The following is a 24832-nucleotide window of genomic DNA, read 5'->3' as shown; positions in this document are numbered from 1 at the left end:
GAGCAGCCGGCGCACGTGTTCCTCCGGCCGCATCTAGTACGGCAGCCTTCCGATGGCCTGGCCGGGAGTCCACTGAGTGGCCACGGCGGCGGGGTCGACCGGGCCCATGGGCTGTCGCCGAACGGGACGGCGATCGGGGGGCAGATCCTCAAGAGCTGCACCAGTCGCGGAGTCGGGTGCGGCTTCTTGACCGCCGATCAGGGCGTCGAACCCACTCACCGAGGCCGGAGGCGCCACATCCGGTTGCGGCGTCGGTTGATCGGGCACTTTCGTCAGGGTGACGCCGATCGCTCTGACGAGGCGCTCGGCCGGGCCGTCTCCGAGGAAGAGCCGCCAGACGGCGCAGGCGGCGGCCACGAGCACGACCAGTACCGCCACGACCCCGGTGGCGCTGAATGGCTCCGATAGTGCAGCGAAGAGTCCCAGCGACCCGTCGGAACCCAGGAGTGCCGTGATCAGGGCTTCCGGGCCCTTCGATGCCACAGTGGGTGCGAGCATCCACGTCGCACCGATCACCGCGAGCGAGACGGCCCAGAGAGTCAATGCCATCGAACCGGCAGCGGACACCAGGACGAGCGCCCAACGCAGTGCACGCCCGACGATCAGCGCCACGGCGACGAGCGCCAGCGCACCACTCGCCGCCCCCAGCAGGGCGAGCGGCATCGCCGACCGCGGGTCGATCGAGAGGATGGCGGTCAGAGCCGCCGGGAGCGAGTCGCCCAGGCGGGTCGAGACGACCGCACCTGTTCCGAACGCCAGCAACGCGCATCCGGTCGCCGCAGCGCACACGATCCACCGCCTGCCGACCCGGCTGAAATCGAGGCGACCCACGGCGAGCCCTGCGAGCAGCACTCCCACCAGCGGTACGGGAGGGAAAGCCCCGGAGAGCGCCCATTCCAACGGGGGCGCGATCAGAGTTCCGGATGCCTGCACCGCGTCGGCGAGAGCGGCAGCCGGCACCGGCACCACGACGGTCCAGACGGCCGCCGCGAGGAACAGGCGTCTCGACCGCCATCCCAGCACGGGCAGCGCGATCAGCGCCAGCGTACCGATCGTCGCCACGAGCCCGGCGAAGGGCGTACCGGAAGAGGCAGCCACAGCCCCCACTCCCAGAAGCAGGATCGCCCGCGCACCGAGGCGCATACGACTCCGCAGCCTTTCGAGGCCCTCCACGGGGCTTGCTCCACCGCTCGTGAGGGCGGACGCGATTCCGGAGATCAGCACGAAGAAGATCGCCACGCCGGCACCGACTGCCGCGAGCCACTCTGCGGGGTCTCGATCTGACTGCATCCCGCTGATCGTGACGAGACGCCGCGTGAGTTCCAGGCCGCCCGCAGTCGACTCCAGCCATGCCACGGCGACGAGCATCAGCAGGGCACCTCCGCGTGCGACATCCAGGCCGATGGTGCGCTCAGGCAATCCGAACAGCCGCGCAGCAGCGCGACGCCCCCGGCCGCCGACCGGGCTCGGCACCTGCGCGACACCGGCCGAGTAGCCTTCTTCGACGGTCGTATGGCGACTCGGGGCGGCACGACGACGACGCACGGCACGCACGATGAGAAGCACGATCACGCCCAGCAGGAGAACCCCTGCGGCACCGGCTGCAGCCCCCAGGGCGAGCGAGGCGTCGAGAACCGCTGCCGATTCGGCAGTGATCGTCGTGCGGTGGATCATGTGTTCCTCGGGGTGTCGGTATCACTCGAATGGTGAGCATACCCGAGAAAGCAGGATTCAGTGAATTATTCTCATCTCGCGGCGAGTGACGTCGACGCGGTCGCCGCCTGCACCTCGGGCGGGAGGTCGTGGAAGCGCCGGCGGTCGCGAATGGTGACGAATCCGACGCAGACCACCCAAACCAGCCAGGGGAAGGTCGCCAGAAGCGCATTCGCCGCGCCCCCCGCGGCGAAGAACGACGAGGGGCTCGTGCCGCCGAACATCGTGGGCACGGCGAGCAGGTTGAGGCCGGCGACGACGTAGGCGATCCACCCGGTCCACGCGGGAAGCGCCCCGGATGCCAGTGTGACGTAACCCGATGCTGCTGCGAGCAACGCGGTGAGCGCGCATCCGATCGATCCGAACATCAGGGTGTGCCCGACCGTGAGGGCACGGAGCGAGGAGGAGTCGGGGGTGAGGCCGATGGTGTCGAGGGCGGTGCCTCCCTCCATCGCGTCGCCGACCAGGGTCACGCCGATGAACAGCAGCCCCGAGCCGAAGGCGAGGTCGGCGACCCACTGCAGGTCGGGTCGGGTGTGCGTGATGATCTGCCGGAATCCGCCGAGGAAGACGATCAGGGCTGCCATCAGGAAGGTGTCGATCAGAATCGTGAACAGCGTCTGATTGGCGGTTCGCGCCATGAAATCCGCGAGCGCCGCTGCGTCGTCGAGTGCCGGCCGAGCGCCCACCAGGAGCACTTGCACGAGGAACTCCGCCAGCGTGAGCACGGCCACCGTCACAGCCGCGATGCCCGTCCAGAGCCGCACGTCGGGGTTGAGCTTGCCGTTCTTCACCACGGTGATCATGTGCATCCGAGGTCCCCGTCTCTCTCGCCGGCCGTCTTCACGCTTCGACAGTAGCAAGCGCGTCGTCGCCCAATCGGTCCTGGCACCCGTTCCGACCTCTCCTCCACAGCCGCGCCGTCAGACGCTACTGCCCACAATTCTTCGCTACGACGCCGGATGAGTGTGAAACGCTCGCAGAATTCCCGCATGGGAATCCGCTACTACGCCTATCCAGTCCATCCGCTCTTCGCCGAATCGGCCGTTGCCGACCCTCGCGCGCACCTCGACAGCGACGAGTTCCATCAGTTCTTCTCGCATGGAGAGCCGGATCTGCCCACACTCGATCTCGACAAATGCTGGCGTCAGATGCAGTTCGTGTTCGGCAGCAGGCCCGACCGGCCGAGCCGTCCGGCTTTTCAGATGGTCGAAGGTGATGTCACGTTCTCGTGCTGCGGGTGGTTCGGTTTCTACCGCGCGATTCCGCCGAGCGCGATGCAGGCCATCGCAGACGACTTCGCTCGCGTTGGCGAAGACGACATCCGAGAGGTTTCCGATCGCGTCGCACGACCCGACGAGTATTCGTATGTGCGAGAGATCGCGCGGGCAGTCCTTCACGAGAGACATCGCGAGTCGCGGGATGGGCCTGGTCTACCACATCGGCTGACAGAGAGACCGCGGCTGGATGACGACGCTATTCGTCGACTCGGCGGAGTTTCGACCCCACGATGAGGAAGAGGGCACCGAGACCGCCGACGAGGGCGCTCACCCCGTAGGCGAGTACAGAGGTCATCAGCGAGGTGCGCAACGATGCCGCCGTCGACAGGGCGGCGCTTTGTTTGCGCAACTCGCCGGCCTCGTCGCTGCTCGAGTCGACGCCGCGGAGGGCTGCACTGACGTCGGCGAAGGTTCGCCCACCGGCCCCGCGCTCGGCGTTGCCCTTGATCGTGAGGGCTTCGACGTAGGCGGTCACTGGTCCTTGAACGCGCTTGCCCGCCAACGCCGGCGCATTTCCCGGCACCTCGATCTTCTCGTCGCGCAGCTGCTTCGTGACGGTGAGCCAGGCCGCAGCTCCGGCGGCAATGAACAGCGAACCGGCTGCGATGGCCAGACCTCCGACACCGCGGAGATCGGATTTGCTGGGTGTTGACGACATCGATGGTCCTCTCGCGGGCGGCCGGCAGGTGCGCCGTCCGATCAGTTGTTGAAACGGAACTCGACCACGTCGCCGTCTTGCATCACGTAGTCCTTGCCCTCGATGCGGGCCTTGCCCTTCGCGCGGGCCTCGGCGATCGAGCCGGTCGCCACCAGGTCGTCGAACGAGATGATCTCGGCCTTGATGAAGCCCTTCTGGAAGTCGGTGTGGATGACGCCCGCCGCCTGCGGGGCAGTCCACCCCTTGCCGATCGTCCAGGCCCTTGACTCCTTCGGCCCGGCCGTGAGGTAGGTCTGCAGGCCCAGCGTGTCGAAGCCGATGCGGGCGAGCTGGTCGAGTCCGCTCTCTTCCTGACCGGTCGAGGCGAGGAGCTCGGCGGCGTCTTCGGGGTCGAGGTCGATCAGCTCCGACTCGAGCTTGGCGTCGAGGAAGATCGCCTGCGCCGGCGCCACCAGAGCCGCAAGCGCGGATTTCCGCGCCGGGTCGTTCAGGATGGCCTCGTCGACGTTGAACACGTAGATGAAGGGTTTGGCGGTCAGGAGGCCCAGCTCACGGATCGGCTCGAGGTCGATCGATGACGACGACAGCGGCTTGCCGGTGTCGAGGTATTCGCGGGCGGCCTGCGCGGTCGAGAGCACGATCGGCTCGAGCTTCTTGCCACGCACCTCTTTCTCGTAGCGCGCCTCGGCCTTCTCGAGGGTCTGCAGATCGGCGAGGATCAGCTCGGTGTTGATCGTCTCCATGTCGCTCGCCGCGTCGACCTTGCCGTCGACGTGCACGACATCCGAGTCCTCGAATCCGCGGATGACCTGGGCGATCGCATCCGCCTCACGGATGTTGGCGAGGAACTTGTTGCCGAGCCCCTCCCCCTCGCTCGCACCACGCACGATGCCTGCGATGTCGACGAACGACACGGGGGCGGGCAGGATGCGCTCGCTCGAGAAGATCTCGGCGAGCTTGGTGAGGCGCGCGTCGGGCAGGTTCACCACGCCCACGTTCGGCTCGATGGTGGCGAACGGATAGTTCGCCGCCAGAACCTGGTTCTTGGTGAGGGCGTTGAACAGGGTGGACTTGCCCACATTGGGGAGTCCGACGATCGCGATAGTTAAAGCCACGGTCGTCAATCCTACCGGGGCCGCCCCCGAGCGTCAGTTCTGCGGGAAGCCGAGGTTGATGCCGCCGTGGGACGGGTCGAGCCAGCGTGAGGTGATGGCCTTCTCCTGCGTGAAGAAGCGGAACCCCGCGAGGCCGTACGCCTTCGAGTCGCCGAAGATCGAGTCCTTGACCCCGCCGAAGGAGTGGTAGGCGACCGGCACCGGAATGGGCACGTTGATGCCGATCATGCCGACCTCGACCTCGTTCTGGAACCGGCGCGCCGCCCCGCCGTCGTTGGTGAAGATCGCCGTGCCGTTGCCGTAGGCGCCGTTGTTGATCAGTTCCACTCCGTCTTCGTAGGAGTGCACCCGCACCACCGACAGCACCGGGCCGAAGATCTCGTCGAGGTACACGCGGGAGGTGGTCGGCACCTTGTCGATCAGCGTCGGGCCGAGCCAGAAGCCCTCGGATGCGCCATCCACCTCGACACCGCGCCCGTCGACCACCACGGTCGCGCCGTCCGTCGTCGCGACGTCGATGTAGGAGGCGACCTTGTCGCGGTGTACCTCGGTGACCAGCGGACCCATGTCGCAGTTGCGGCGGCCGTCGCCGATCTTCAGCGTGCGCATCCGCTCCTCGATCTTCGCGACCAGCTCATCGGCGATCGGCTCCACCGCCACCAGCACACTGATGGCCATGCACCGCTCGCCGGCCGATCCGAAACCGGCATTGATGGCGGCGTCGGCGGCCAGATCGAGGTCGGCGTCGGGCAGCACGAGCATGTGGTTCTTCGCCCCGCCGAGCGCCTGCACCCGCTTGCCGTTCTTGGCCGCGGTCTCGTAGATGTAGTGCGCGATCGGCGTCGACCCCACGAACGAGATCGACTTCACGTCGCGATGGTTCAGCAACCCGTCGACGGCCTCCTTGTCGCCGTGCAGCACGTTGAAGACGCCGTCGGGCAGCCCCGCCTCTTTGAAGACGGCGGCCAGCCAGTTCGCGGCGCTCGGGTCTTTCTCGCTCGGCTTCAACACGACGGTGTTGCCTGCCGCGATGGCGATCGGGAAGAACCACATCGGCACCATGGCCGGGAAGTTGAACGGCGAGATGATGCCGACGACGCCGAGGGGCTGCTTCGTGGAGTACACGTCGACCCCGGTCGACACGTTCTCCGAGTACTCGCCCTTCAGCAGGTGCGGAAAGCCGGTCGCCAATTCGACCACTTCGAGACCGCGGGTGATCTCGCCCGCCGCATCCGAGAGAACCTTGCCGTGCTCGCTCGTGAGGATCTCGGCCAACTCGCCCTTGCGGGCGTTCAGCAACTCCCGGAACGCGAACATGATCTGCTGGCGGCGCGCGATCGAGGTGTCGCGCCAGGCCGGGAACGCCGCCTTCGCCGCAGCGACCGCCGCGTCGATCTCGGCGGCATTGCCGAGCGCGACGCTCTTGGTCTGGAGGCCGAGGGCCGGGTCGTAGACGGGCGCGGTGCGACCGCTCGTGCTGACGAACGAGGCGCCGGCGATCCAGTGGTTCACCACCGGAAGGGCGTCGGACTCGGTCGGGACATCGATGACAGGAAGTGCTTCAGACATGATTCCTACTTCTCTCCTACGAGCTGTTGCTGGCAAGCCTAGCCGTGGCGGAAACGCCAGTGTCGGTGGCCGGTGCCAGACTGGCCGCATGGACGCACTCCTTCCTCTCCTGATCGGTCTCGTGCTGGGGCTCGGCCTCGGCGTGGTGGGCGGCCTGCTCGTCGCTCGCAGTCGGCGGGCGGATGCCGCGGGCGGCGCCGACCCCACGCTGCAGACGACCCTGGCCGAGCGCACGGCCGACCTCACGTCGGTGCGGGAGCGGGTGGAGCACCTCCTCGAGGAGCGATCAGGCCTCCAGGCACGCCTCGCTGCGCTCGATGCCACCGCAACAGGTCTGCGTCAACAGGCCGAGGCCTCCGCTGCCTCCCATCGGGAGCAGGCGGCGCTCGCGCGCGAGCAGGCCGAAGCCGCCTCGCTGGCTCATCGGGAGCAGGCAGCAATGGCCCGCGAACAGTTCGAGGCGCAGCTCGCCTTCGCCACGGAGCAGGCCCGCGAGCGGCTGGCCCAGCAAGAGGCTCAATACACCGCGCAGTTCGCCGCCCAAGAGGAGCGATTGGCCGATTTCCAGCGTCGTCTCAAGGCGATTCAGGATGCGGAGACCACGCGCGCAGCAGAAGACAGCAAGGTGCTGGTCGCGTTGAGCCCGGTACAGGAGAGTCTGCGTGAGATGCAGGCCAAGGTCGTCGAGCTCGAAACCCAGCGCCAGCAGCAGCACGGGGAGCTGAGCCAGCAGTTGAAGTCGGCGACCGAATCGGAGGAGCGACTCCGCTCCACGGCCGAGACCCTCGCGTCAGCGCTGCGGTCCAACAGCACCCGCGGGGTGTGGGGCGAGACGCAGCTGCGGAGCGTGGTCGAGGCCGCGGGCCTGATCGAGCACGTCGACTTCGACGTGCAGACCTCCATCGTGAGCGACACCGGTGCTGGCCGCCCCGACATGGTGGTGCATCTGCCCGGCGGCAAGAACATCGCAGTCGACGCCAAGGTGCCGTTCGGCGCTTACCTCGAAGCGTCGGCGATCCCGTCGTCCGCCACCGGCTCCGAGGGCGATCGGCGCGACCAGCTGATGAAGAAGCACGTCACGGCGTTGAAGAGCCACATCACCGCGCTCGGCGCGAAGGGCTACTGGAACGGTCTGGAGTCCTCCCCCGAGCTGGTGATCGCGTTCATCCCGAGCGAGTCGCTCGTCTCGGGCGCGATGGAGGCCGACCCGACCATCATGGACTTCGCGTTCTCGCGCAAGGTGGCCCTCGCGTCGCCGGTGACGCTGTGGTCGATCCTCAAGAGCGTCGCTCTCAGCTGGCAGCAGGAGGTGCTCACCGAAGACGCTCGCAAACTCTTCGACCTGAGCAAAGAGCTCTACACCCGGCTCGGCACGACGGCCCAGCACATCGACAAGCTCGGCAACACCATCGAGCGGTCGGTCAAGGACTACAACGCCTTCATCGGATCGCTGGAGCGCAAGGTCTACCCGACAGCACGCAAGCTCGCGTCGCTCAACAGCGAGAACCTCTTTCCCGAGCGTCACGCCATCGAAGAGGCGCCGCGCGAGATCACGGGGCGAGAGCTGCTGGCCGAACTCGAGTCGACCCTCCCGGCACTGCACGACGATCAGCCGCGGGCCGATCACGCGCAGGCTGATCGAGCGGATTCGGGTGAGGCGATCGCGGTCGACCCCGCCGCATCCGACGCATCCGACTCCGCCGCATCCGACTCCCCCGTCGCGCCCTTCTCCCCCACCGACAAGGACGACGACGACGACGGCGACGCAGTCGACTCGGCTGACGAGTCCGACGACGAGCGGGCCGCCGAAGTCGAGCGCACGGTGGCCGAACTCGACGCCTTGGGCGGCGGTGCGGCCCTCCGCGATGCAGCATTCCTCGCAGGCGAGCACGACCGTGTCATCGAACTCGAGTTCGACCTCGACGAGAAGCCCTCCGGCACCGAGGGCCCCTAGCAAGACCCACCCACCGCCCCCTTGGCTGCTGACCCGGCATCCCATCAGGAATGCGCGACGAGAGCTGGGCTTTCGGCGGTTTCCGGCTCCCGCCGCCTTTGAGCTCCGCTCAACCCTTAGGCGGGAGGCGGAAACCGCCGGAAGCCCAGCGTCACCGAGAAGCGCAGAGGTCGCCTACAACCATTTCGACACAAGATGATCCGCCTCGATGCGGCGAATCGTTCCCGAGTGCGATCGCATGACGATCGACTCCGTGCGGATGATCGGCCCGAGTCGCTTGACTCCGGCCACCAGACCGCCGTCGGTCACACCGGTCGCCACGAAGAAGGTGTTGTCTCCGCTCACCAGGTCGTCGGCCTCGTAAAGTTTGTCGAGGTCGAGACCCGCGTCGATGCCTTTCTGGCGTTCGTCGTCGTTCTTCGGTGCGAGGCGGGTCTGGATGAATCCACCGAGCGCTTTGATCGCGCACGCGGTCGCCACGCCCTCGGGGCTGCCGCCGATGCCGACGCACATGTCGATGCGGGTGCCGTAGCGGGCGGCGTTGATGCCGCCCGCTACATCGCCGTCGAGCAGGAGCCGGGTGCCGGCTCCGCTGGCGCGGATGTCGTCGATCAGCTGCTGGTGCCGGGGACGGTCGAGCACCGCGACGCGGATGTCGCCGACATCCTTCCCTTTTGCTTTTGCCAGCGCGCGGATGTTGTCGCCGATCGGTCGGTCGATGTCGATGATGCCGAAGCCGTCGGCATCCGTCACGATCTTGTTCATGTAGAAGACCGACGAGGCGTCGAGCATGGTTCCGCGGTCGGAGGCCGCGAGCATCGAGATGGCGTTCTGCCGGCCGGCCGCGGTGAGCGAGGTGCCGTCGATCGGGTCGACCGCGATGTCACACGCTGGTCCGCGTCCGGTGCCGACGTGCTCTCCGTTGAAGAGCATCGGCGCCTGGTCTTTCTCGCCCTCGCCGATCACGATCACACCCTCGAAGTCGACCGTGCCGAGGAACTTGCGCATCGCATCGACCGCGGCGCCGTCGGCTGCGTTCTTGTCGCCCTTGCCGATGAACGGCTGCGCGCGGATCGCCGCGGCCTCGGTGGCTCGCACCAGCTCCAGTGCGAGGTTTCGGTCGGGGTGGTCGAAGAGATGAGCGCTGTCGGCGGTCATGACGTGTCCTTTCGAGGAGGGCCAGCCGACCCAGCGCGGCGACTTCGTCGTGCCGGGAGGGCCGATGGGTCCAGATGCCTGTTTCCAGCCTATCGGCCCCGACCGGGCCGCGCAGGCCTGGCTAGACTCGAACGTGACACGGCACCGGCCGGCGCGACGCGTCCGCGCCCACCAAAGGAGATGACATGCCCATTGCAACACCCGACCAGTACGCAGAGATGCTCGACAAGGCGAAGTCCAAGGGGTTCGCCTACCCCGCCGTCAACGTCTCTTCGTCGCAGACGTTGAACGCGGTTCTGCAGGGACTGGCCGAGGCGGAGTCGGATGGCATCATCCAGGTCACCACCGGCGGCGCCGACTACTTCGCCGGCCAGACGGTCAAGGCCCGTGCCACCGGTGCACTCGCGTTCGCCGCGTTCGCGCACCAGGTCGCGAAGAACTATCCCATAACCGTCGCGCTGCACACCGACCACTGCCCGCAGCCAGCCCTCGCCGACTTCGTGCTGCCGCTCATCGCCGCCTCCGAGGAGGAGGTCAAGGCGGGTCGTAACCCCATCTTCCAGTCGCACATGTGGGACGGCTCGGCCATCCCACTCGACGAGAACCTCACCATCGCCGAAGACATGCTGAAGCGCACCAAGGCCATCAACGCCATCCTCGAGGTCGAGATCGGCGTCGTCGGCGGCGAGGAAGACGGTGTGAGCCACGACATCAACGAGCACCTCTACACCACGCTCGACGACGCGATCAAGACCGTCGACGCCCTGGGCCTCGGTGAGCAGGGCCGCTACATGGCCGCCCTCACCTTCGGCAACGTGCACGGCGTCTACAAGCCCGGCAATGTGAAGCTGAAGCCGGAGCTCCTCAAGGAGATCCAGGTCGGCCTGCAGGCGAAGTTCGGCACCGGTCCGAAGCCGCTCGACCTGGTGTTCCACGGCGGGTCGGGCTCCTCCGACGCCGAGATCGCCGAGGCAGTGGCGAACGGCGTCATCAAGATGAACATCGACACCGACACGCAGTACGCTTTCACCCGCTCGATCGCCGGCACCATGTTCACCAACTACGAGGGTGTGCTCAAGGTCGACGGCGAGGTGGGCAACAAGAAGCAGTACGACCCCCGCGCCTGGGGCAAGATCGCGGAGACCGCGATGGCCGCACGCGTCGTCGAAGCCACCCAGCAGCTCGGCTCCGCCGGCCACTCGGGGAAGTAAGCATCCGGGAGACCATCGCGTGACCGACGAGCGACCGAAGCCGAAGTACGGAGAGCTGGCCCCCGAGGGCTGGGTCTGGAAGCCGCCTCAGGAGGCGGTTCCGGATGCGGACGAGTCCGCCTCTCCGGCTCCGGCGACGGTGCCGGCACGCTCTGGTCCGGTGGTTCGCGATGCGCGCGCTCCCGGCGCCCCGGCGTCATCCCGCGGGGGCTCCGGAGACCCTGGTGTTCGCGCTCCGATCGCGACCGGCGACGCGATCGTGACGTCACTGCTCCTCGCGATCGGGTTCTTCACGACGATCAACAGCATCGCGAGTCTCCTCGATCTGCGCCGGGTCATCCAGCAGGTGCTCGACATCCAGAAGATCGACGTGACCTACACGGCCACCGGTGCCGCGAGCCTGCTCGGAATCGTCGGCTCCGTCGTGCTCGCGCTCATCTACGCTGCCGCGGTGTGGCTGTCGGTGAAGGCGCTCCGGGCACGCCGGCGCGCCTTCTTCATCCCGCTCGCCTGCGGCGTGCTGAGCTTCATGGCGTTGTTCTTCGTGCTCATGCTGGCGTTCTTCGCCGATGGTGCGCTGATCAACGCCATCGTCGACTCGCAGGGGGCCTAGACAACGGCGCGGAGGCCCGCTCTGAGGAGGGCGTTAGTTTGTTCTTCACTGGCACGTTCTGATCAGCGTGGCGTGAGCTGAGATAGCGAAGACCTCCGGTATCGAAGTGGGTTACCACACTCATTTCGACAGTCACACGTCGAGCGGCGCATCATCGCCCTCCGGTTCACCCGCCGGAGGGGCCCACATCGCATCGGCTACCACCTCCCCATCAACCGATCCACAGTCGAACGGGTCCTCGCTCCCTTCCTGATGTCGAAACTCGCCCATCTGGATCAGGCCAGCGGGCCGCTCACGCCTTCAACGAGGCCCAACCGTCAAGCATCGCTTCACCCGCCCCTACCGGCTACAGACCAACGGGAAGGTCGAGCGCTTCAACCGCACCCTCACCCAGGAATGGGCCTACGCGGCCACTTACCACAGCGATGAAGCCAGGGCCGCGACTTACGACACCTGGCACCATCACAACAATAGCCCCAGACCCCACACCGGCATCGGCGGCAAATCACCTATCGAACGCGTCACAACCAGTCTGGGAAGAACACCTCGGCCTCGGCGCGGTGGCGACCGCCCAGGGCGCGGGTGTCCTTGTTGCCTGCGGTGTCGCGGCGCAGCTGCTGCGGCAGCGGCATTGGGCGCCCACCGGCCGTTCCTTTGCCGATTCTTGGTGTCAGACCGGAGTAGTCTTATTATTGATGAATGCTCATTAAACGACTGGCTCTTACCGCATCCATCGGCCTCGCCCTGGTCCTGACTGGTTGCGCAGGCGACCAGGTGCCGAGCGGAGCACCGGTCGATCCGACCACGGTCACCGTCGCCCCGACCCCGACCCCGACGACGCACGCTTCGACGGCTCCATCGGCCGATCCCAAACAGACCGACGTATTCACTCTAAAGGTTGGGGACTGCCTCAACGACATCGATGAGATGCTGATCTCCGACGTTCCTCTCGTCGACTGCGCAGCACCCCACGACCTGGAGATCTTCGATGAGTTTACGGTGACTGACGCGTCGTGGGACCCTGTGTCGCTCGCGCAAGAAGCCGACAGCGGTTGCACCGATCGGTTTGCCGCCTTCATCGGACTCCCCTACGACGATTCGACACTCGACGTGACGAGTTACAAGCCCACCGCCACCTCGTGGATCACCGGCGATCGGCTGATCTCTTGCATGGTTGGGGATTCGAGCGCTCCGACGGTGGGGACCCTCCGTGGGGCTGCACGATGATGCTCACGACCGCTATCCGAGAACACGGATGATCGATGAACGAATTCGACTTGAGCGGAGTTCGAGGGCGTCCAAAATCCTGGGAGCGGCTATTGGCCAGCACTTGGGCAGTCTGGCTCCTCCGGCTTATCGCGGCCGCCCTAGCCGTCGCCATCGCGTCTATCTTGCCGCCGACTCCGAAGCGCGCCTACGCTGCGCTGGCGATCGCAAGCGCCGGAGTCTTCGCGGTGGAAGCTGCCCGACGAGTCGCGCGGGCCCGGCGAGAAGCACGCCTGAATCGGCTCGCGGCAGCCAATGGACTCACCTACCTGCGGGCGGGAAATTGGACGGAATCGAGCGCGCTGATCTATCGTGCTCGGAATTGCCGGACCAGCGACGAATTTCGCAGTGCGGATGCCAATGGGAGCGTCCGAATCGGAACGTTGTCGCTTGACGTCGAGCGGGCGGGCACTTTCGTCACTGAGAACTGGGGATTCACTTCGCAACTCGTGGCGGGTGCATCACTTCCACACATCATGCTCGTCTCGCGCGACCCGAGGAGCAGGAGCCTGCCGGCCTCGTTCGATCCAAAACTGAAGATGACGTTAGAAGGCGACTTTCCGAAGTACTTCGATCTTTATTGCACCCCCGATGCCAAGCTCGACACGCTCTACTTGCTCACGCCTGACCTCATGGCGAGCCTCGTCGACAATGCCGGCTTCTCTAGCATGGAGTTCACCGGAAATCGTGTCTTCTTTTTCACTCCCGGGCGGTTCGATCCAGATGACCGGACTCAGTGGGAGCGATCGTTGCGACTGCTGTCATCCGTCGGAGCAGACTCACTCAAGCGCGTTCAGCGACTCAATCGAGTGGGGACCGGTAGAGACCCTCTCGACCAGCGGCGGGCGAGCGCGAGTTCCGCGCGCGAACGCCCTCGATTGCGCCTGTCGATCGGTCGTTCCAACCGGTCCACGCAGCTGGTCGAAGCCGTCTGCGCGACCGTCGTGGCGGGTGCTCTTCTCTGGGCTTGGTTGCACTGAGAAGGGGTCAGCCGCGGTGGCGGCCGCCGAGCGCCCGGGTGTCCTTCTTGCCGGCGGTGTCGCGGCGCAGCTCTTTCGGCAGCGAGAAGACGAGGTCTTCTTCGGCGGTCTGCACGGTCTCGATGTCGCCGTAGCCGGCGCCGGCGAGGTCGTCGAGCAGCTCCTGCACGAGCACCTCAGGAACGGATGCTCCGGAGGTCACGCCCACGGTCTGCACGCCGTCGAGCCACTCCTGCTTCACCTCGTGCGCGTAATCGACGCGGTAGGCGGCCTTCGCGCCGTACTCCAAGGCCACCTCGACCAGGCGCACCGAGTTGGAGGAGTTCGCCGACCCGACCACGATGACGAGGTCCGCATCCTGCGCCACCTTCTTGATGGCGACCTGACGATTCTGCGTCGCGTAGCAGATGTCGTCGCTCGGCGGGTCTTGCAGGTTCGGGAACTTCTCGCGCAGGCGGCGCACGGTCTCCATCGTCTCGTCGACCGAGAGCGTGGTCTGTGAGAGCCAGACCACCTTGTCGGGGTCTTTCACCTCGATGTCGGCGACCGCATCCGGGCTGCCCACCAGCGTGATGTGCTCGGGAGCCTCGCCCGCGGTGCCCTCGACCTCTTCGTGGCCCTCGTGGCCGATCAGCAGGATCTCGAAGTCGTCGCGCGCGAAGCGCACGGCCTCGCGGTGCACCTTGGTGACGAGCGGGCACGTGGCATCGATGGCGAGCAGCCCGCGATCGGATGCGCCCTGCACGACAGCGGGAGAGACACCGTGGGCCGAGAACACGACGTGCGAGCCTTCCGGAACCTCGTCGATCTCCTCGACGAAGATGGCACCGCGCTTCTCGAGCGTCGTCACGACGTGCACGTTGTGCACGATCTGCTTGCGCACGTAGACGGGAGCGCCGTAGTGTTCGAGCGCTTTCTCGACCGCGACCACGGCCCTGTCCACTCCTGCACAATAGCCGCGTGGTGCTGCGAGCAGCACACGCTTGGCACCGGTCACCGGGTTATCCTTTAGCCTGTTCCGTGTGCCGGGAATCCTCGGCATCGGGAGGCTGATGGTCGCATTGCTCACTCCCCGAGTCTACTTCGATCGATCTGTGCAACGGCCTGAAGGAGAGAACCCCCTGTGACCGACGCCCCCGCTTTCGTGTCCGGGCCGCCCACGGCGGACAACCCGTGGCCGGTCGGCGAGCTGGCGCAGAAGATCCGCGGCTACATCGAGCGACTCGGCACGGCCTGGATCGAGGGCGAGATCACCCAGTGGGGCGTCTCGGGCGGCAACGTCTACGGCAAACTCAAAGACCTCGAGGGCGACGCGACCGTCGGGTTCACGATCTGGTCGTCGGTGAAGGCGCGCATCCCGGCCGACCTGAAGCAGGGCGACCGCGTGATCGCGCTGATCAAGCCGAACTACTGGGTGCGCGGCGGCACGCTCACCATGCAGGTATTCGAGATGCGGCACGTGGGGCTCGGCGACCTGCTCGAAAGACTGGAGCGCCTCCGTGCCCAGCTCGCCTCGGAGGGTCTGTTCGACGCCTCCCGCAAGAAGGCGCTGCCCTTCCTGCCGGGCGGAGTCGGTCTCATCACGGGCAAAGACAGCGACGCCGAGAAGGATGTACTGCGCAACGCCCAGTTGCGCTGGCCGTCGGTGCGGTTCCGGGTGGTGCACGCCACGGTGCAGGGCGAACGCACGGCGCGCGAAGTGGTCGCCGCCATCGAGCTGCTCGACGCCGACCCCGAGATCGACGTGATCATCGTCGCCCGCGGCGGCGGCGACTTCCAGAACCTCCTCGGCTTCAGCGACGAGACGGTGGTGCGCGCCGCAGCCGCTGCGCTCACCCCCATCGTGAGCGCGATCGGGCACGAGGCCGACCGCCCGCTGCTCGACGCGGTCGCCGATCTGCGGGCGTCGACGCCGACGGATGCCGCGAAGCGCGTGGTGCCCGACGTCTCGGAGGAGCTCGCACGCGTCGATCAGGCACGAACGCGCATCCGGAGCCGGATCTCGGCTTTCGTGTCGCGCGAGGTCGAGCGGATCGAGCAGATCCGCAGCCGTCCGGCCCTCTCGACGCCCTCCTGGATCATCGACTCCCGCTCGGAAGAACTCACCCGATTCGTGGCCCGCGGCGACGAACTCGTGTCCCGCGTCATCGAGCGGGAGGGCAACACCGTGCGCGAACTCGCCGGTCATCTGCGGGCCCTGTCGCCGCAGCGCACCCTCGACCGCGGGTACTCGATCGTGCAGGGCACCGACGGGCACATCGTGCGCGCAGCCACGGACGCGCCCGCGGGTGTCGCTCTCACCATCACGGTCGCCGACGGTTCCCTCGACGCCGTTTCCAACGGCCCTCACCGCGATCGATAGGATTGAACCATGGCATCCGCGCCCGCATCCGACCTCCAGACCTTGAGCTACGAAGAGGCCCGCGATGAGCTCATCCGGGTGGTCTCGGAGCTCGAGCAGGGTTCGGCGACGCTCGAGCAGTCGCTCACGCTGTGGGAGCGCGGTGAAGCGCTGGCCTCGCGCTGCGAGGAGTGGCTGATCGGGGCGAAGGAGCGGCTCGACGCCGCCCGCGGCTCGGCGAGCGAGTAGGGCTCCGGATGGCGAAGACGAGGAGTGGAACGAGCGGCGGCAAGCCGATCGTGGCCGAACTGGGCCGCCCCGAGACGGCGGAGGAGACCGCCGCCCGCAAAGCGGAGCAGTCGCGCCTCTACCGCGACCGTAAGACGCTCCACAATCTGCTCTACGCCTTGCTGGTCTGCGTCGGACTGGTGGCCGTGATCGTCTTTCTCGTGCCGCGGAGCGAGGGATCGCTGCTGCAGGCCGTCGACTACCAGAAGGTCGCCGAAGACGCGCAGCCCTCGATGCCGATCGCGCTGGCCGTGCCCGCGCTGCCCGAGGGCTGGACGTCGAATGCCGCCGAGATCCGCACCTCCACGGGCGACGACATCGTGTCGTGGTACATCGGTCTGCTCACGCCCGACAAAGACTACGTCGGCATCACGCAGGCACTCGACGCGAATCCCAGCTGGCTGAACGATCAGGTGGCCGAGGGTCGCGCATCCGGTGTGCTGACGATCGACGGCGTGCAGTGGGATGTCTACGACAACCGCTCCATGACGACCGAGGTCGGCAACGTCGAATACGCACTGACCACGGAGTCCGGCCGCGCCACCTACGTGGTGTTCGGCACGGCGGAGCCGGACGACATCGAGACGGTGGCGGCAGCTCTGAGTGAGAACGTCGTGCTCCAGGCCGGCGACGACGGAGAGAAGTGATGACCGAACCGACGCAAGAAGACCCCACGACACCGGCCCGGGTCTGGGCCACGATGGTGCGGGGTAACGAGCGGTTCATCGCCGGCACCCCGAAGCATCCTCGGCAAGACGTGGAGACCCGTGCCGAGTTGGCGAGCCTGCAGACCCCGCGGGCTGCACTTCTCGGCTGCTCGGATTCGCGGCTCGCCGCCGAGATCATCTTCGACCTGGGGCTCGGCGATCTCTTCGTGGTGCGCAATGCCGGGCAGATCGCGTCCGACTCGGCGGTGGGCAGCCTCGAATACGCGGTGGAGGTGCTCGGCGTGTCGTTGGTGGTCGTTCTCGCCCACGACTCCTGCGGCGCGGTGCGTGCGGCCATCGACTCGCAACTGCCGGATGCTGCTCCTCTGCCCGGTCACATCAAGACCCTGGTCGACCGCATCGTTCCGGCGATCGACCACGTCACCACCGACCGCTCTCCCGAGGGCACGTTGATCCAGGTTCCGGATGCGGCGGAGGTCGGGCGGGCCCACCTCCGCGACACCGTGCGGGAGCTCCTGGAGTCCTCCGAGATCATCACGGCCGCGGTGGCGGACGGTAGATTGGCAGTGGTCGGTGCGAACTACCGACTGGCCGAAGGCCGCGCCGTCGCCGACATCGCCATCGGCGAGATCTGACTTCGCCGCACGACTGAACCAACCCCCTCACGACGCCGCTGCTTCGCGCGGTCGGCAGACACGAAAGGACGACCACACAGTGGTGGACAACGCCCAGGACATCGAGTACCGCATCGAGCACGACACCATGGGTGAGGTCAAGGTGCCCGCAGCGGCGCTCTACGGCGCGCAGACCCAGCGCGCGGTCGAGAACTTCCCGGTGTCGGGTGACGTGCTCGAACCCGCGCAGATCGCCGCACTCGCTCGCATCAAGAAGGCCGCCGCCATCGCGAACGCTCAGCTCGGCGTGCTCGACACGGGAATCGCCGATGCCATCGCCGCAGCCGCCGACCGCGTGGTCGCGGGCGAGTTCGACACCGACTTCCCGATCGACGTCTACCAGACCGGCAGCGGCACCTCGTCGAACATGAACATGAACGAGGTGCTCTCCTCGCTCGCCACCAGTGCGCTCGGCTCCCCCGTGCACCCCAACGACCACGTCAACGCCTCGCAGTCGTCGAACGACGTCTTCCCCACCTCGGTGCACGTCGCCGTGACGAGCGCGCTGATCCACGATCTGATCCCCTCGCTCGAGCACCTCGCCGAGGCACTCGAGGCGAAAGCCGTGCTCTGGGCCGACGCCGTGAAGTCGGGCCGCACGCACTTGATGGATGCGACGCCCGTCACCCTCGGCCAGGAGTTCGGCGGCTACGCCATGCAGATCCGGCTCGGCATCGAGCGCGTGCAGTCGGCCCTGCCCCGCGTGGCCGAGGTTCCGCTCGGCGGCACCGCGGTCGGCACCGGCATCAACACCCCGGCCGGCTTCCCGCAGCTCGTCATCAAGCTGCTCGCCGACGAGACCGGCCTGCCGATCACGGAAGCGCGCGACCACTTCGAGGCTCAGGGAGCCCGGGATTCGCTGGTCGAAGCATCCGGAGCTCTCCGCGTTCTCGCCGTCTCGCTCACCAAGATCTGCAACGACCTGCGTTGGATGGGTTCGGGGCCGAACACCGGCATCGGCGAGCTGCACATCCCCGACCTGCAGCCCGGCTCCTCGATCATGCCGGGCAAGGTCAACCCCGTCATTCCCGAAGCTGTGCTGATGGTCTGCTCGCGCGTGATCGGCAACGACGCCTCGATCGCCTGGTCAGGCGCATCCGGGGCGTTCGAGCTGAACGTGGCGATCCCCGTGATGGGAACGGCGCTGCTCGAGTCGATCCGCCTGCTCTCCAACTCGTCGGTGCTGCTGGCCGACAAGACGGTCGCTGGGCTCGAGGCCAACCTCGATCGTGCCCGCGCGCTGGCCGAGTCGTCGCCGTCGATCGTGACCCCGCTGAACCGCATCATCGGCTACGAAGCGGCAGCCAAGATCGCGAAGCACTCGGTCGCTCGCGGGATCACCGTGCGCGAGGCCGTCATCGACCTCGGCTTCGTGGAGCGCGGCGAGGTCAGCCTCGAGCAGCTCGACTCGGCGCTCGACGTGCTCTCGATGACGCGCCCGCCGGCCGCCAAGTAGCCCGCCCCGCGCGACACGCGCCGAAACGACGGAGGCTGCGACCCAGGACGGTCGCAGCCTCCGTCGTTTCCCTCCTCCGGCCGCTTTCTCCGAAGTTTCGGGGGGGGGGGGGGTGAGTTCGGGGTAGGGCGGGTGCCGCGCGGAGCGGGCGGGGTCAGGGGGCTGGCGGCAAGGCGAGGAGGGTGGCACACCAGAAGGCGGCCAGGAGCGGGGGGCCGAACGGGATGCGGCCGTGCGGGTCGCCGAGCACCGCCGCAACCCCCAAAGCCGCCGCTGCTGCCAGACCGCCCACCAGCGGGCTCAGCTGCTCGACCAGACCCGCCGCCGACAGCAGCACGCCCGGCTGCTCGACCACGCTGGCGATCCACACCGGTGCGCCAGACTGCTCCACCGTGCTCGCCAGCTGCGTGGGCGGGGGCGGATGCTCGACCACTCCCGTCATGCCGGCCAGGCCGCCGAGCCATGTGCCCAGCTTGACGTCGCCCATGCCGACACCGCCGAGCATCCAGACGGCAAGCACCACAACGCCGGTGCCGACTGCTCCGGCCACCCCCGAAACGGTGGTCGCCGGTTCGGCGAACGCCGCCCACACGAGGGCCCACCCCAGCACCGCCAGGCCCGGCAACACAAGGGCGTTCGGCAGGCGCAACGTGCGCGCGTCGATCACCACCAGCGGTACTGTCACCGCGGCGAGATGCGCGAGCGGCACGAGCACGAAGATGGGCGGCCAGAACTCCATTCCGCCACGCTAGGGAGCACGAAGCGCAGCAAGGCCCCGGTCACCACATCCGTGGACGACCGGGGCCTCAGCTGAATCGGTGCAGGAGAAGAGCGCTACGCCAGCTCGTTCGACTCCAGCATCTCGGTGACGAGCGCCGCGATCGCCGAGCGCTCCGAGCGCGTCAGCGTGATGTGCCCGAAGAGCGCGTGACCCTTGAGTGTCTCGATGACGCTCGCGACGCCGTCGTGCCGGCCCACCCGCAGGTTGTCGCGCTGCGCCACGTCATGCGTCAGCACCACCCGCGAGTTCTGGCCGATGCGCGAGAGCACCGTCAGCAGCACGTTGCGCTCGAGCGACTGTGCCTCGTCGACGATCACGAAGGCGTCGTGCAGCGACCGCCCACGGATGTGCGTCAGCGGCAGCACCTCGAGGATGCCCCGGTCGATCACCTCGTCGAGCACGTTCTGCGACACCAGCGATCCGAGCGTGTCGAACACCGCCTGAGCCCAGGGGTTCATCTTCTCCGCCGCGTCACCGGGCAAGAAGCCGAGCTCCTGGCCGCCCACCGCGTAGAGCGGCCGGAAGACCATGATCTTCTTGTGCTGCTGCTTCTCGAGCACCGCTTCGAGACCGGCGCAGAGGGCCAGAGCGGACTTCCCCGTACCGGCTCGACCTCCCAGCGACACGATTCCGACCTCGGGGTCGAGCAGCATGTCGATCGCCACGCGCTGCTCGGCCGACCGACCGTGGAGCCCGAAGACGTCGCGGTCGCCCCGCACCAACTGGAACGAGTCGCGCGAGGTCACGCGCCCGAGCGCCGATCCTCGGTCGGAGTGGATGACCAGACCGGTGTTCACAGGCAGGTCGCGCACCAGCGGCGTGGAGAGCTTCTCCTCGTCGTAGAGCCGCGACATCGCATCCGAACCGAGCGTGATGTCGGCCAGCCCCGTCCATCCGGAGTCCACCGCCAACTCGGCCCGGTACTCCTCGGCCGCGAGACCGATCGAAGCCGCCTTGACCCGCAGCGGCAGATCTTTCGAGACCACGGTGACGGCGAAGCCCTCGTTCGCGAGATTCATCGCCACGGCCAGGATGCGCGTGTCGTTGTCGCCGAGCTGGAGACCGGAAGGCAGCACCGACATGTTCGAGTGGTTGAGCTCCACCCGCAACGATCCTCCATCGGTGCCCACCGCGATCGGGAAGTCGAGCCGCTCGTGCTGCACACGCAGTTCGTCGAGGTTACGGAGTGCCTGGCGGGCGAAGTACCCGATCTCAGGGTCGTTCCGTTTTGACTCGAGCTCGGTGATCACGATCACCGGCAGAACGACGGCGTGCTCGGCGAAGCGGAAGATCGCCTTCGGGTCGGACAGAAGAACCGAGGTGTCCAGTACGTAGGTCACCTCGGTCGTCGATGTCGCGCTCGTTGTCTGGGTGGTGCTTCGTGCATCCTTTCCGGTGTCGGTCCCGCTGGTCTTGTGAGTCATGGGCTCGGCCACGTCCACTCCAACCCCGAGCGCGCGGCGCTCGGATCAGTAGGCGATAGGGCCACAGTCAGAGTGTCGAAACGTACTTATGTGGCCGTCTCGATCAGGCGCCATGCCTGATGACACTGACGCTACGACTGTCCGGCCCGGAGTGGGTTACGACACGCTCCCAATTGGATTAACTTCGTGTTACACGCGTGTAATTCGGGTACCGGATGTCGCTTCAGCTCCCGAACCGCCGCTGGCGACGTGAGTAGTCCCGCAAGGCCCGCAAGAAGTCGACCTCGCGCACGTCGGGACCGAGCGCCTCCATGAAGTAGAACTCGCTGTGCGCCGACTGCCAGAGCATGAAATCGCTGAGCCGCTGCTCCCCCGAGGTGCGGATGACGAGGTCGGGGTCGGGCTGGCCACCGGTGTAGAGGTGCTCGCCGATGAGCTCCTGGTCGATGGCCGCTTCGAGCTCGTCGAGCCCGTGGCCGAGCGCCTTGTGCTTCTGGATGATGCTCCGCACCGCATCCTCGATCTCCGACCGGCCGCCGTAGCCGATGGCGAGGTTGACGTGCATCCCCTTGCGGTCGGCCGTGCGGGCCTCCGCGCCGTCGAGGGCGGCGATCAGCGGCTCGGGCAGGCCGACATCCGTTCCGACGTGTTTGACCCGCCAGTCGCGGTAACGCGAGATGTCGTCGGCCAGATCGGCGATGATCTCGATCAGCTCGCCGAGCTCTTCGCCCGAACGATTCTTGAGGTTGTCGGTGGAGAGCAGGTAGAGCGTCACCACTTCGATGCCGAGGTCGTCGCACCACACCAGGAACTCGAGGAACTTCGCAGCTCCCGCCCGGTGGCCGTGCGCCGCCGTCTCGAGCGACCGCTGCTTGGCCCACCGCCGGTTGCCGTCGAGGATCATGGCCACGTGCTTCGGCAGCACCGATCCGTCGAGGTGCTTGCGGATGCGCCGCTGGTAGAGACGGTAGAGCAGCCCTTTCCCGACCCTCTGCTGGCGATTCGACACATCGATACGCTACTCGCTCGCGGCGGGGTCCACCTGCACGGAGGCCGAATGCGGCCGATGGCGAAGGCTCATTCGGCCTCGCACTCCCAGGGGTCGTGCGGTGCCGCTGGCGTAGTCTGGCTGCATGGCAGCGCCCGATTCTCCCGCCCCCGCCGATCCCCGGCGCGAGCCCGGCGCCCATCCCGGCCCCGAGACGCGGGCGAGTCAGCTCGCCGGCACAACGGATGCGCGGGGTCGAGCGGATGAGCAGCCCGACACTCCGGCCGACGGCGGCCCCGACATGCCCAACATCCCGTTCCTCGACGACGTCATCGAGCATCCGGTCGCCGAGCTGAAACCCACCTGGCGGGGCTGGATCCACGCCGGCACCTTCCCGTTCACCATCGCCATGGGCATCGTGCTCATCTCCGTGGCCCAGGGTGCCCCGGCGAAATGGGCGAGTGCGGTGTTCACCCTCACCTCGATGCTGCTCTTCGGCAACTCGGCGCTCTACCACCGCTTCAACTGGAAGCCGAAGACGAAGCTGCTGTTGAAGCGCATCGACCACGCCAACATCTTTCTACTCATCGCCGGCACGTACACCCCGATCGCCGTGCTCGCGCTGCCACCCGAGAAGGGCGTGCTGCTGCTCGGCGCCGTCTGGGCGGGTGCGTTGCTCGGCATCGGCTTCCGGGTCTTCTGGATCCACGCACCTCGATGGCTCTACGTCATCCTCTACCTGGCGTTGGGCTGGGCGGCGGTGATGTACTTCGTCGACATCTTCCAGGCCAACCCGGCCTCGATGGTTCTGGTGGCCGCCGGTGGGCTCGCGTACACCCTGGGGGCCATCGCTTACGGTTTCAAGCGGCCGAACCCGTTCCCGGGCCGCTTCGGATTCCACGAGATCTTCCACGCGTTGACGGTCGTGGCATTCCTCTGCCACTGGACCGCCATCCTTCTCCTCGCGATCAATCCGCCTTTCAACGGCGGACTTCAGCGGGAACCGGGCTCCGCACCGTCATCGGTCGTGGTGTCGGTCGTCGTGCCCTCGGCCGCGTTCTTCGCGGCGAGCTCGGCCTCGAGCTGCTGCCGCACCTGATCGCGGTAGTTCACCCGCCGCACCCGGCGCACCATGTCGATGATCAGCAGCACCGTCACGATGGCGACCAGGAACGTGACGATGAAGCCGATGACACCGGGAGTGACGGTGTCGGGATCGGGGGTCGTGACGTCATCTGCCAGCACGGTGCCGGCAAGAGAGAGCAGAGCGCCGATCATGCCTCGTCCTCGATCCCGTCGAAGAGGTCGGATTCGGGCGAGGGCACTGCCACGCGCGTGTCGGCCAGTTGGAAGTCTTCGTAGGGCCACGCGCGCTGTTGCAGATCGTTCGGCCAGAAGAAGAAGGGATGGTCGGGGGCGACCTGACTGGCGTGCGAGCGCAGCGCGGTGTCGCGCACGTCGAAGAACGGCCCGGACGGGATGCTGACCGTCGCGAGGTAGGGCCGATCCTGCATCCAGCCGCGCATCTCGGTGAGCTGGGCGAGGAAGGGGTTCTCGGGCTCCTCGGATTCGAGCAGGTTGTAGACGGCTTCGAACCGCTTCGGGTTCATGATGCGGTCGTAGTAGAGCTTCGAGACCTGCCAGGCCGGCCCGGCATCGGGATAGCGGGATGCGTCGGCGGCGGCCTCGTAGGCCAGCGCCGAGATCTCGTGGCAGCGGATGTGATCGGCGTGCGGGTAGCCGCCGTTCTCGTCGTAGGTGATGAGCACGTGCGGCTGGTATTCGCGGATCAGCTTCACCAACGGGGCCGCCGAGGTGGCGACCGGGATGGCGCCGAAGGAATTGACGGGCACCGGGTCGCCCGACCCGGGCTCCTGATATCCGGAGTCGGCGTAGCCGAGCCAGCGGTGCTGGAAGCCCACGGCTGCCTGCGCGGCCGCCATCTCCACGCGGCGAAGGCCCGCCATGTCGCGTTCGGCCCAGATTCTCGGCTCGAGACCTTCGTTGAGCACCGAACCACGCTCACCGCCCGTGCAGCTGACCACCATCACGTCGACTCCGCGGTCGAGGTAATAGGCGTAGGTGGCGGCGCCTTTGCTCGACTCGTCGTCGGGGTGGGCGTGCACGGCCATGAGGCGCAGCGTCAGCGGTCTCAACTCCTCAGGAATAGCAATTAGCCTGGTATCAAGCCACCACCAACAGTAATAGTTTTCCCCCGGGAGTATGCCGCGTGAGCACCGACGACGAGATGCAGCCCGCCCCACCCGCTGCGCTGCCGGAGTCGGCGGCGATGCAGCAGCGCTACGGCCGCACCGCTCGCCGCCGATTCCGCGGCCGGCTGATCGCCTGGGTGGCCGGAGCCGGCGTCGCCGTGGTCATCGCCGCTTGGGTGGTCTGGGCGGGCCTCGATGGCACGTCGGCGACAGTCGACACGCAGGACACCGCGCACACCGTCATCGACTCGCGGAGTGTCGAGGTGGAGTTCGACCTCACCGTTCCGCGCGGCGCCACCGCCAGCTGTGCGGTGCAGGCGCTCAGCGAGAAGTTCGCGGTGGTGGGCTGGAAGATCATCGACGTGCCCTCATCCGATCAGGCCACGCGGTCGTTCTCGGAGACGGTGCGAACCAGTGAACTCGCATCCACGGGTTTGATTTACGACTGCTGGCTCACATAGTCTTTCCTGATCGTCCGGGCC

The 24832-nt window shown here is 67.1% G+C and carries 25 protein-coding genes and 1 pseudogene; 13 read left to right on the top strand and 13 right to left on the bottom strand.

What is annotated here, in order from left to right; all coding sequences use genetic code 11:
* Positions 1 to 33 precede the first annotated feature (33 nt).
* From N1027_RS12970 to N1027_RS12945, 6 genes are all read right to left on the bottom strand, one after another.
* Entirely contained in the window at positions 34 to 1674 is a 1641-nt protein-coding gene (locus tag N1027_RS12970; RefSeq protein ID WP_259508508.1) for a heparan-alpha-glucosaminide N-acetyltransferase domain-containing protein, read from the bottom strand.
* 71 nt (positions 1675 to 1745) lie between these two features.
* Positions 1746 to 2525 (bottom strand): hypothetical protein, encoded by a 780-nt coding sequence (locus tag N1027_RS12965; protein WP_259508506.1) that lies wholly within the window; start codon positions 2523 to 2525, stop codon positions 1746 to 1748.
* Positions 2526 to 2663: 138 nt separating this feature from the next.
* Positions 2664 to 3122, bottom strand: coding sequence for a hypothetical protein (locus tag N1027_RS12960; protein ID WP_259508504.1), 459 nt, complete (start codon positions 3120 to 3122; stop codon positions 2664 to 2666).
* Positions 3123 to 3189: 67 nt separating this feature from the next.
* The gene (locus N1027_RS12955) at positions 3190 to 3651 is read right to left on the bottom strand and encodes an aromatic ring-opening dioxygenase LigA (RefSeq protein WP_259508502.1); all 462 of its coding nucleotides are present in this window, start codon (positions 3649 to 3651) and stop codon (positions 3190 to 3192) included.
* A 41-nt stretch (positions 3652 to 3692) separates the two neighbouring features.
* A complete protein-coding gene (gene ychF, locus N1027_RS12950; protein WP_259508499.1) occupies positions 3693 to 4766 on the bottom strand; it encodes a redox-regulated ATPase YchF in 1074 nt (357 codons plus the stop codon).
* A gap of 33 nt (positions 4767 to 4799) precedes the next feature.
* Positions 4800 to 6335 (bottom strand): CoA-acylating methylmalonate-semialdehyde dehydrogenase, encoded by a 1536-nt coding sequence (locus N1027_RS12945; RefSeq protein WP_259508498.1) that lies wholly within the window; start codon positions 6333 to 6335, stop codon positions 4800 to 4802.
* A gap of 88 nt (positions 6336 to 6423) precedes the next feature.
* On the opposite strand from N1027_RS12945, the gene N1027_RS12940 reads away from it, so the two are divergent.
* Positions 6424 to 8289 (top strand): DNA recombination protein RmuC, encoded by a 1866-nt coding sequence (locus N1027_RS12940; RefSeq protein WP_259508496.1) that lies wholly within the window; start codon positions 6424 to 6426, stop codon positions 8287 to 8289.
* A 174-nt stretch (positions 8290 to 8463) separates the two neighbouring features.
* Here N1027_RS12940 and glpX read toward each other — a convergent pair whose 3' ends face one another.
* Positions 8464 to 9447, bottom strand: coding sequence for a class II fructose-bisphosphatase (glpX, locus tag N1027_RS12935; RefSeq protein ID WP_259508495.1), 984 nt, complete (start codon positions 9445 to 9447; stop codon positions 8464 to 8466).
* A 185-nt stretch (positions 9448 to 9632) separates the two neighbouring features.
* Between glpX and fbaA the strand changes: the two genes are divergently transcribed.
* The 5 genes and pseudogenes from fbaA to N1027_RS12910 all read left to right on the top strand — a co-directional run bounded on the left by fbaA (position 9633) and on the right by N1027_RS12910 (position 13517).
* Positions 9633 to 10658, top strand: a complete 1026-nt coding sequence (gene fbaA, locus N1027_RS12930; RefSeq protein WP_259508493.1) for a class II fructose-bisphosphate aldolase — start codon at positions 9633 to 9635, stop codon at positions 10656 to 10658.
* Positions 10659 to 10677: 19 nt separating this feature from the next.
* Positions 10678 to 11271 (top strand): DUF6264 family protein, encoded by a 594-nt coding sequence (locus tag N1027_RS12925; protein ID WP_259508492.1) that lies wholly within the window; start codon positions 10678 to 10680, stop codon positions 11269 to 11271.
* 141 nt (positions 11272 to 11412) lie between these two features.
* A pseudogene (locus N1027_RS12920) lies at positions 11413 to 11794 on the top strand (integrase core domain-containing protein); the annotation flags it as partial.
* A gap of 176 nt (positions 11795 to 11970) precedes the next feature.
* A complete protein-coding gene (locus tag N1027_RS12915) occupies positions 11971 to 12498 on the top strand; it encodes a septum formation family protein (protein ID WP_259508491.1) in 528 nt (175 codons plus the stop codon).
* A gap of 35 nt (positions 12499 to 12533) precedes the next feature.
* Positions 12534 to 13517 (top strand): DUF3137 domain-containing protein, encoded by a 984-nt coding sequence (locus N1027_RS12910; protein ID WP_259508490.1) that lies wholly within the window; start codon positions 12534 to 12536, stop codon positions 13515 to 13517.
* A gap of 7 nt (positions 13518 to 13524) precedes the next feature.
* Here the strand turns inward: N1027_RS12910 and N1027_RS12905 are convergent, their stop codons facing one another.
* Entirely contained in the window at positions 13525 to 14559 is a 1035-nt protein-coding gene (locus tag N1027_RS12905) for a 4-hydroxy-3-methylbut-2-enyl diphosphate reductase (RefSeq protein ID WP_259510364.1), read from the bottom strand.
* Between the two features lie 81 nt (positions 14560 to 14640).
* Here N1027_RS12905 and xseA point away from each other — a divergent pair, with 81 nt between their 5' ends.
* The 5 genes from xseA (at position 14641) to N1027_RS12880 (ending at position 18944) form a co-directional block, all read left to right on the top strand.
* Positions 14641 to 15879, top strand: a complete 1239-nt coding sequence (gene xseA, locus N1027_RS12900) for an exodeoxyribonuclease VII large subunit (RefSeq protein WP_259508488.1) — start codon at positions 14641 to 14643, stop codon at positions 15877 to 15879.
* Between the two features lie 9 nt (positions 15880 to 15888).
* Complete coding sequence (locus N1027_RS12895; RefSeq protein ID WP_259508486.1) at positions 15889 to 16107, top strand: exodeoxyribonuclease VII small subunit; 219 nt, start codon at positions 15889 to 15891, stop codon at positions 16105 to 16107.
* Between the two features lie 8 nt (positions 16108 to 16115).
* The gene (locus tag N1027_RS12890) at positions 16116 to 16793 is read left to right on the top strand and encodes a DUF4245 domain-containing protein (RefSeq protein WP_259508484.1); all 678 of its coding nucleotides are present in this window, start codon (positions 16116 to 16118) and stop codon (positions 16791 to 16793) included.
* The gene (locus N1027_RS12885) at positions 16793 to 17449 is read left to right on the top strand and encodes a carbonic anhydrase (RefSeq protein WP_259508483.1); all 657 of its coding nucleotides are present in this window, start codon (positions 16793 to 16795) and stop codon (positions 17447 to 17449) included. The genes N1027_RS12890 and N1027_RS12885 overlap by 1 nt, the downstream gene beginning before the upstream one ends.
* Before the next feature lie 79 nt (positions 17450 to 17528).
* The gene (locus N1027_RS12880) at positions 17529 to 18944 is read left to right on the top strand and encodes a class II fumarate hydratase (RefSeq protein ID WP_259508480.1); all 1416 of its coding nucleotides are present in this window, start codon (positions 17529 to 17531) and stop codon (positions 18942 to 18944) included.
* Between the two features lie 154 nt (positions 18945 to 19098).
* Here N1027_RS12880 and N1027_RS12875 read toward each other — a convergent pair whose 3' ends face one another.
* The 3 genes from N1027_RS12875 to N1027_RS12865 form a co-directional block, all read right to left on the bottom strand.
* Positions 19099 to 19683: a prepilin peptidase gene (locus tag N1027_RS12875; protein ID WP_259508479.1), complete on the bottom strand. Its 585-nt coding sequence runs from the start codon at positions 19681 to 19683 to the stop codon at positions 19099 to 19101.
* Between the two features lie 95 nt (positions 19684 to 19778).
* Positions 19779 to 21149 (bottom strand): RNA 5'-3' helicase PhoH2, encoded by a 1371-nt coding sequence (gene phoH2, locus N1027_RS12870; protein WP_259508477.1) that lies wholly within the window; start codon positions 21147 to 21149, stop codon positions 19779 to 19781.
* 223 nt (positions 21150 to 21372) lie between these two features.
* A complete protein-coding gene (locus N1027_RS12865; RefSeq protein ID WP_259508475.1) occupies positions 21373 to 22158 on the bottom strand; it encodes an isoprenyl transferase in 786 nt (261 codons plus the stop codon).
* 280 nt (positions 22159 to 22438) lie between these two features.
* Here N1027_RS12865 and trhA point away from each other — a divergent pair, with 280 nt between their 5' ends.
* Entirely contained in the window at positions 22439 to 23236 is a 798-nt protein-coding gene (gene trhA / locus N1027_RS12860) for a PAQR family membrane homeostasis protein TrhA (protein ID WP_259510362.1), read from the top strand.
* Here trhA and N1027_RS12855 read toward each other — a convergent pair.
* On the bottom strand, positions 23131 to 23415 hold the full coding sequence (locus N1027_RS12855) for a hypothetical protein (protein WP_259508474.1): 285 nt from the start codon (positions 23413 to 23415) through the stop codon (positions 23131 to 23133). The genes trhA and N1027_RS12855 overlap by 106 nt on opposite strands.
* On the bottom strand, positions 23412 to 24269 hold the full coding sequence (gene mca, locus N1027_RS12850; RefSeq protein WP_259508473.1) for a mycothiol conjugate amidase Mca: 858 nt from the start codon (positions 24267 to 24269) through the stop codon (positions 23412 to 23414). Before mca ends, N1027_RS12855 begins: the two co-directional genes overlap by 4 nt.
* 98 nt (positions 24270 to 24367) lie before the next feature.
* Between mca and N1027_RS12845 the strand changes: the two genes are divergently transcribed.
* Positions 24368 to 24811, top strand: coding sequence for a DUF4307 domain-containing protein (locus N1027_RS12845; RefSeq protein ID WP_259508471.1), 444 nt, complete (start codon positions 24368 to 24370; stop codon positions 24809 to 24811).
* Positions 24812 to 24832 lie beyond the last annotated feature (21 nt).

Source organism: Herbiconiux aconitum, assembly GCF_024979235.1.
In the GTDB taxonomy this organism is placed as follows: domain Bacteria; phylum Actinomycetota; class Actinomycetes; order Actinomycetales; family Microbacteriaceae; genus Herbiconiux; species Herbiconiux aconitum.
Note: the sequence above shows the minus strand (reverse complement) of the source record. Positions and strands in the feature narration are given on the sequence as shown.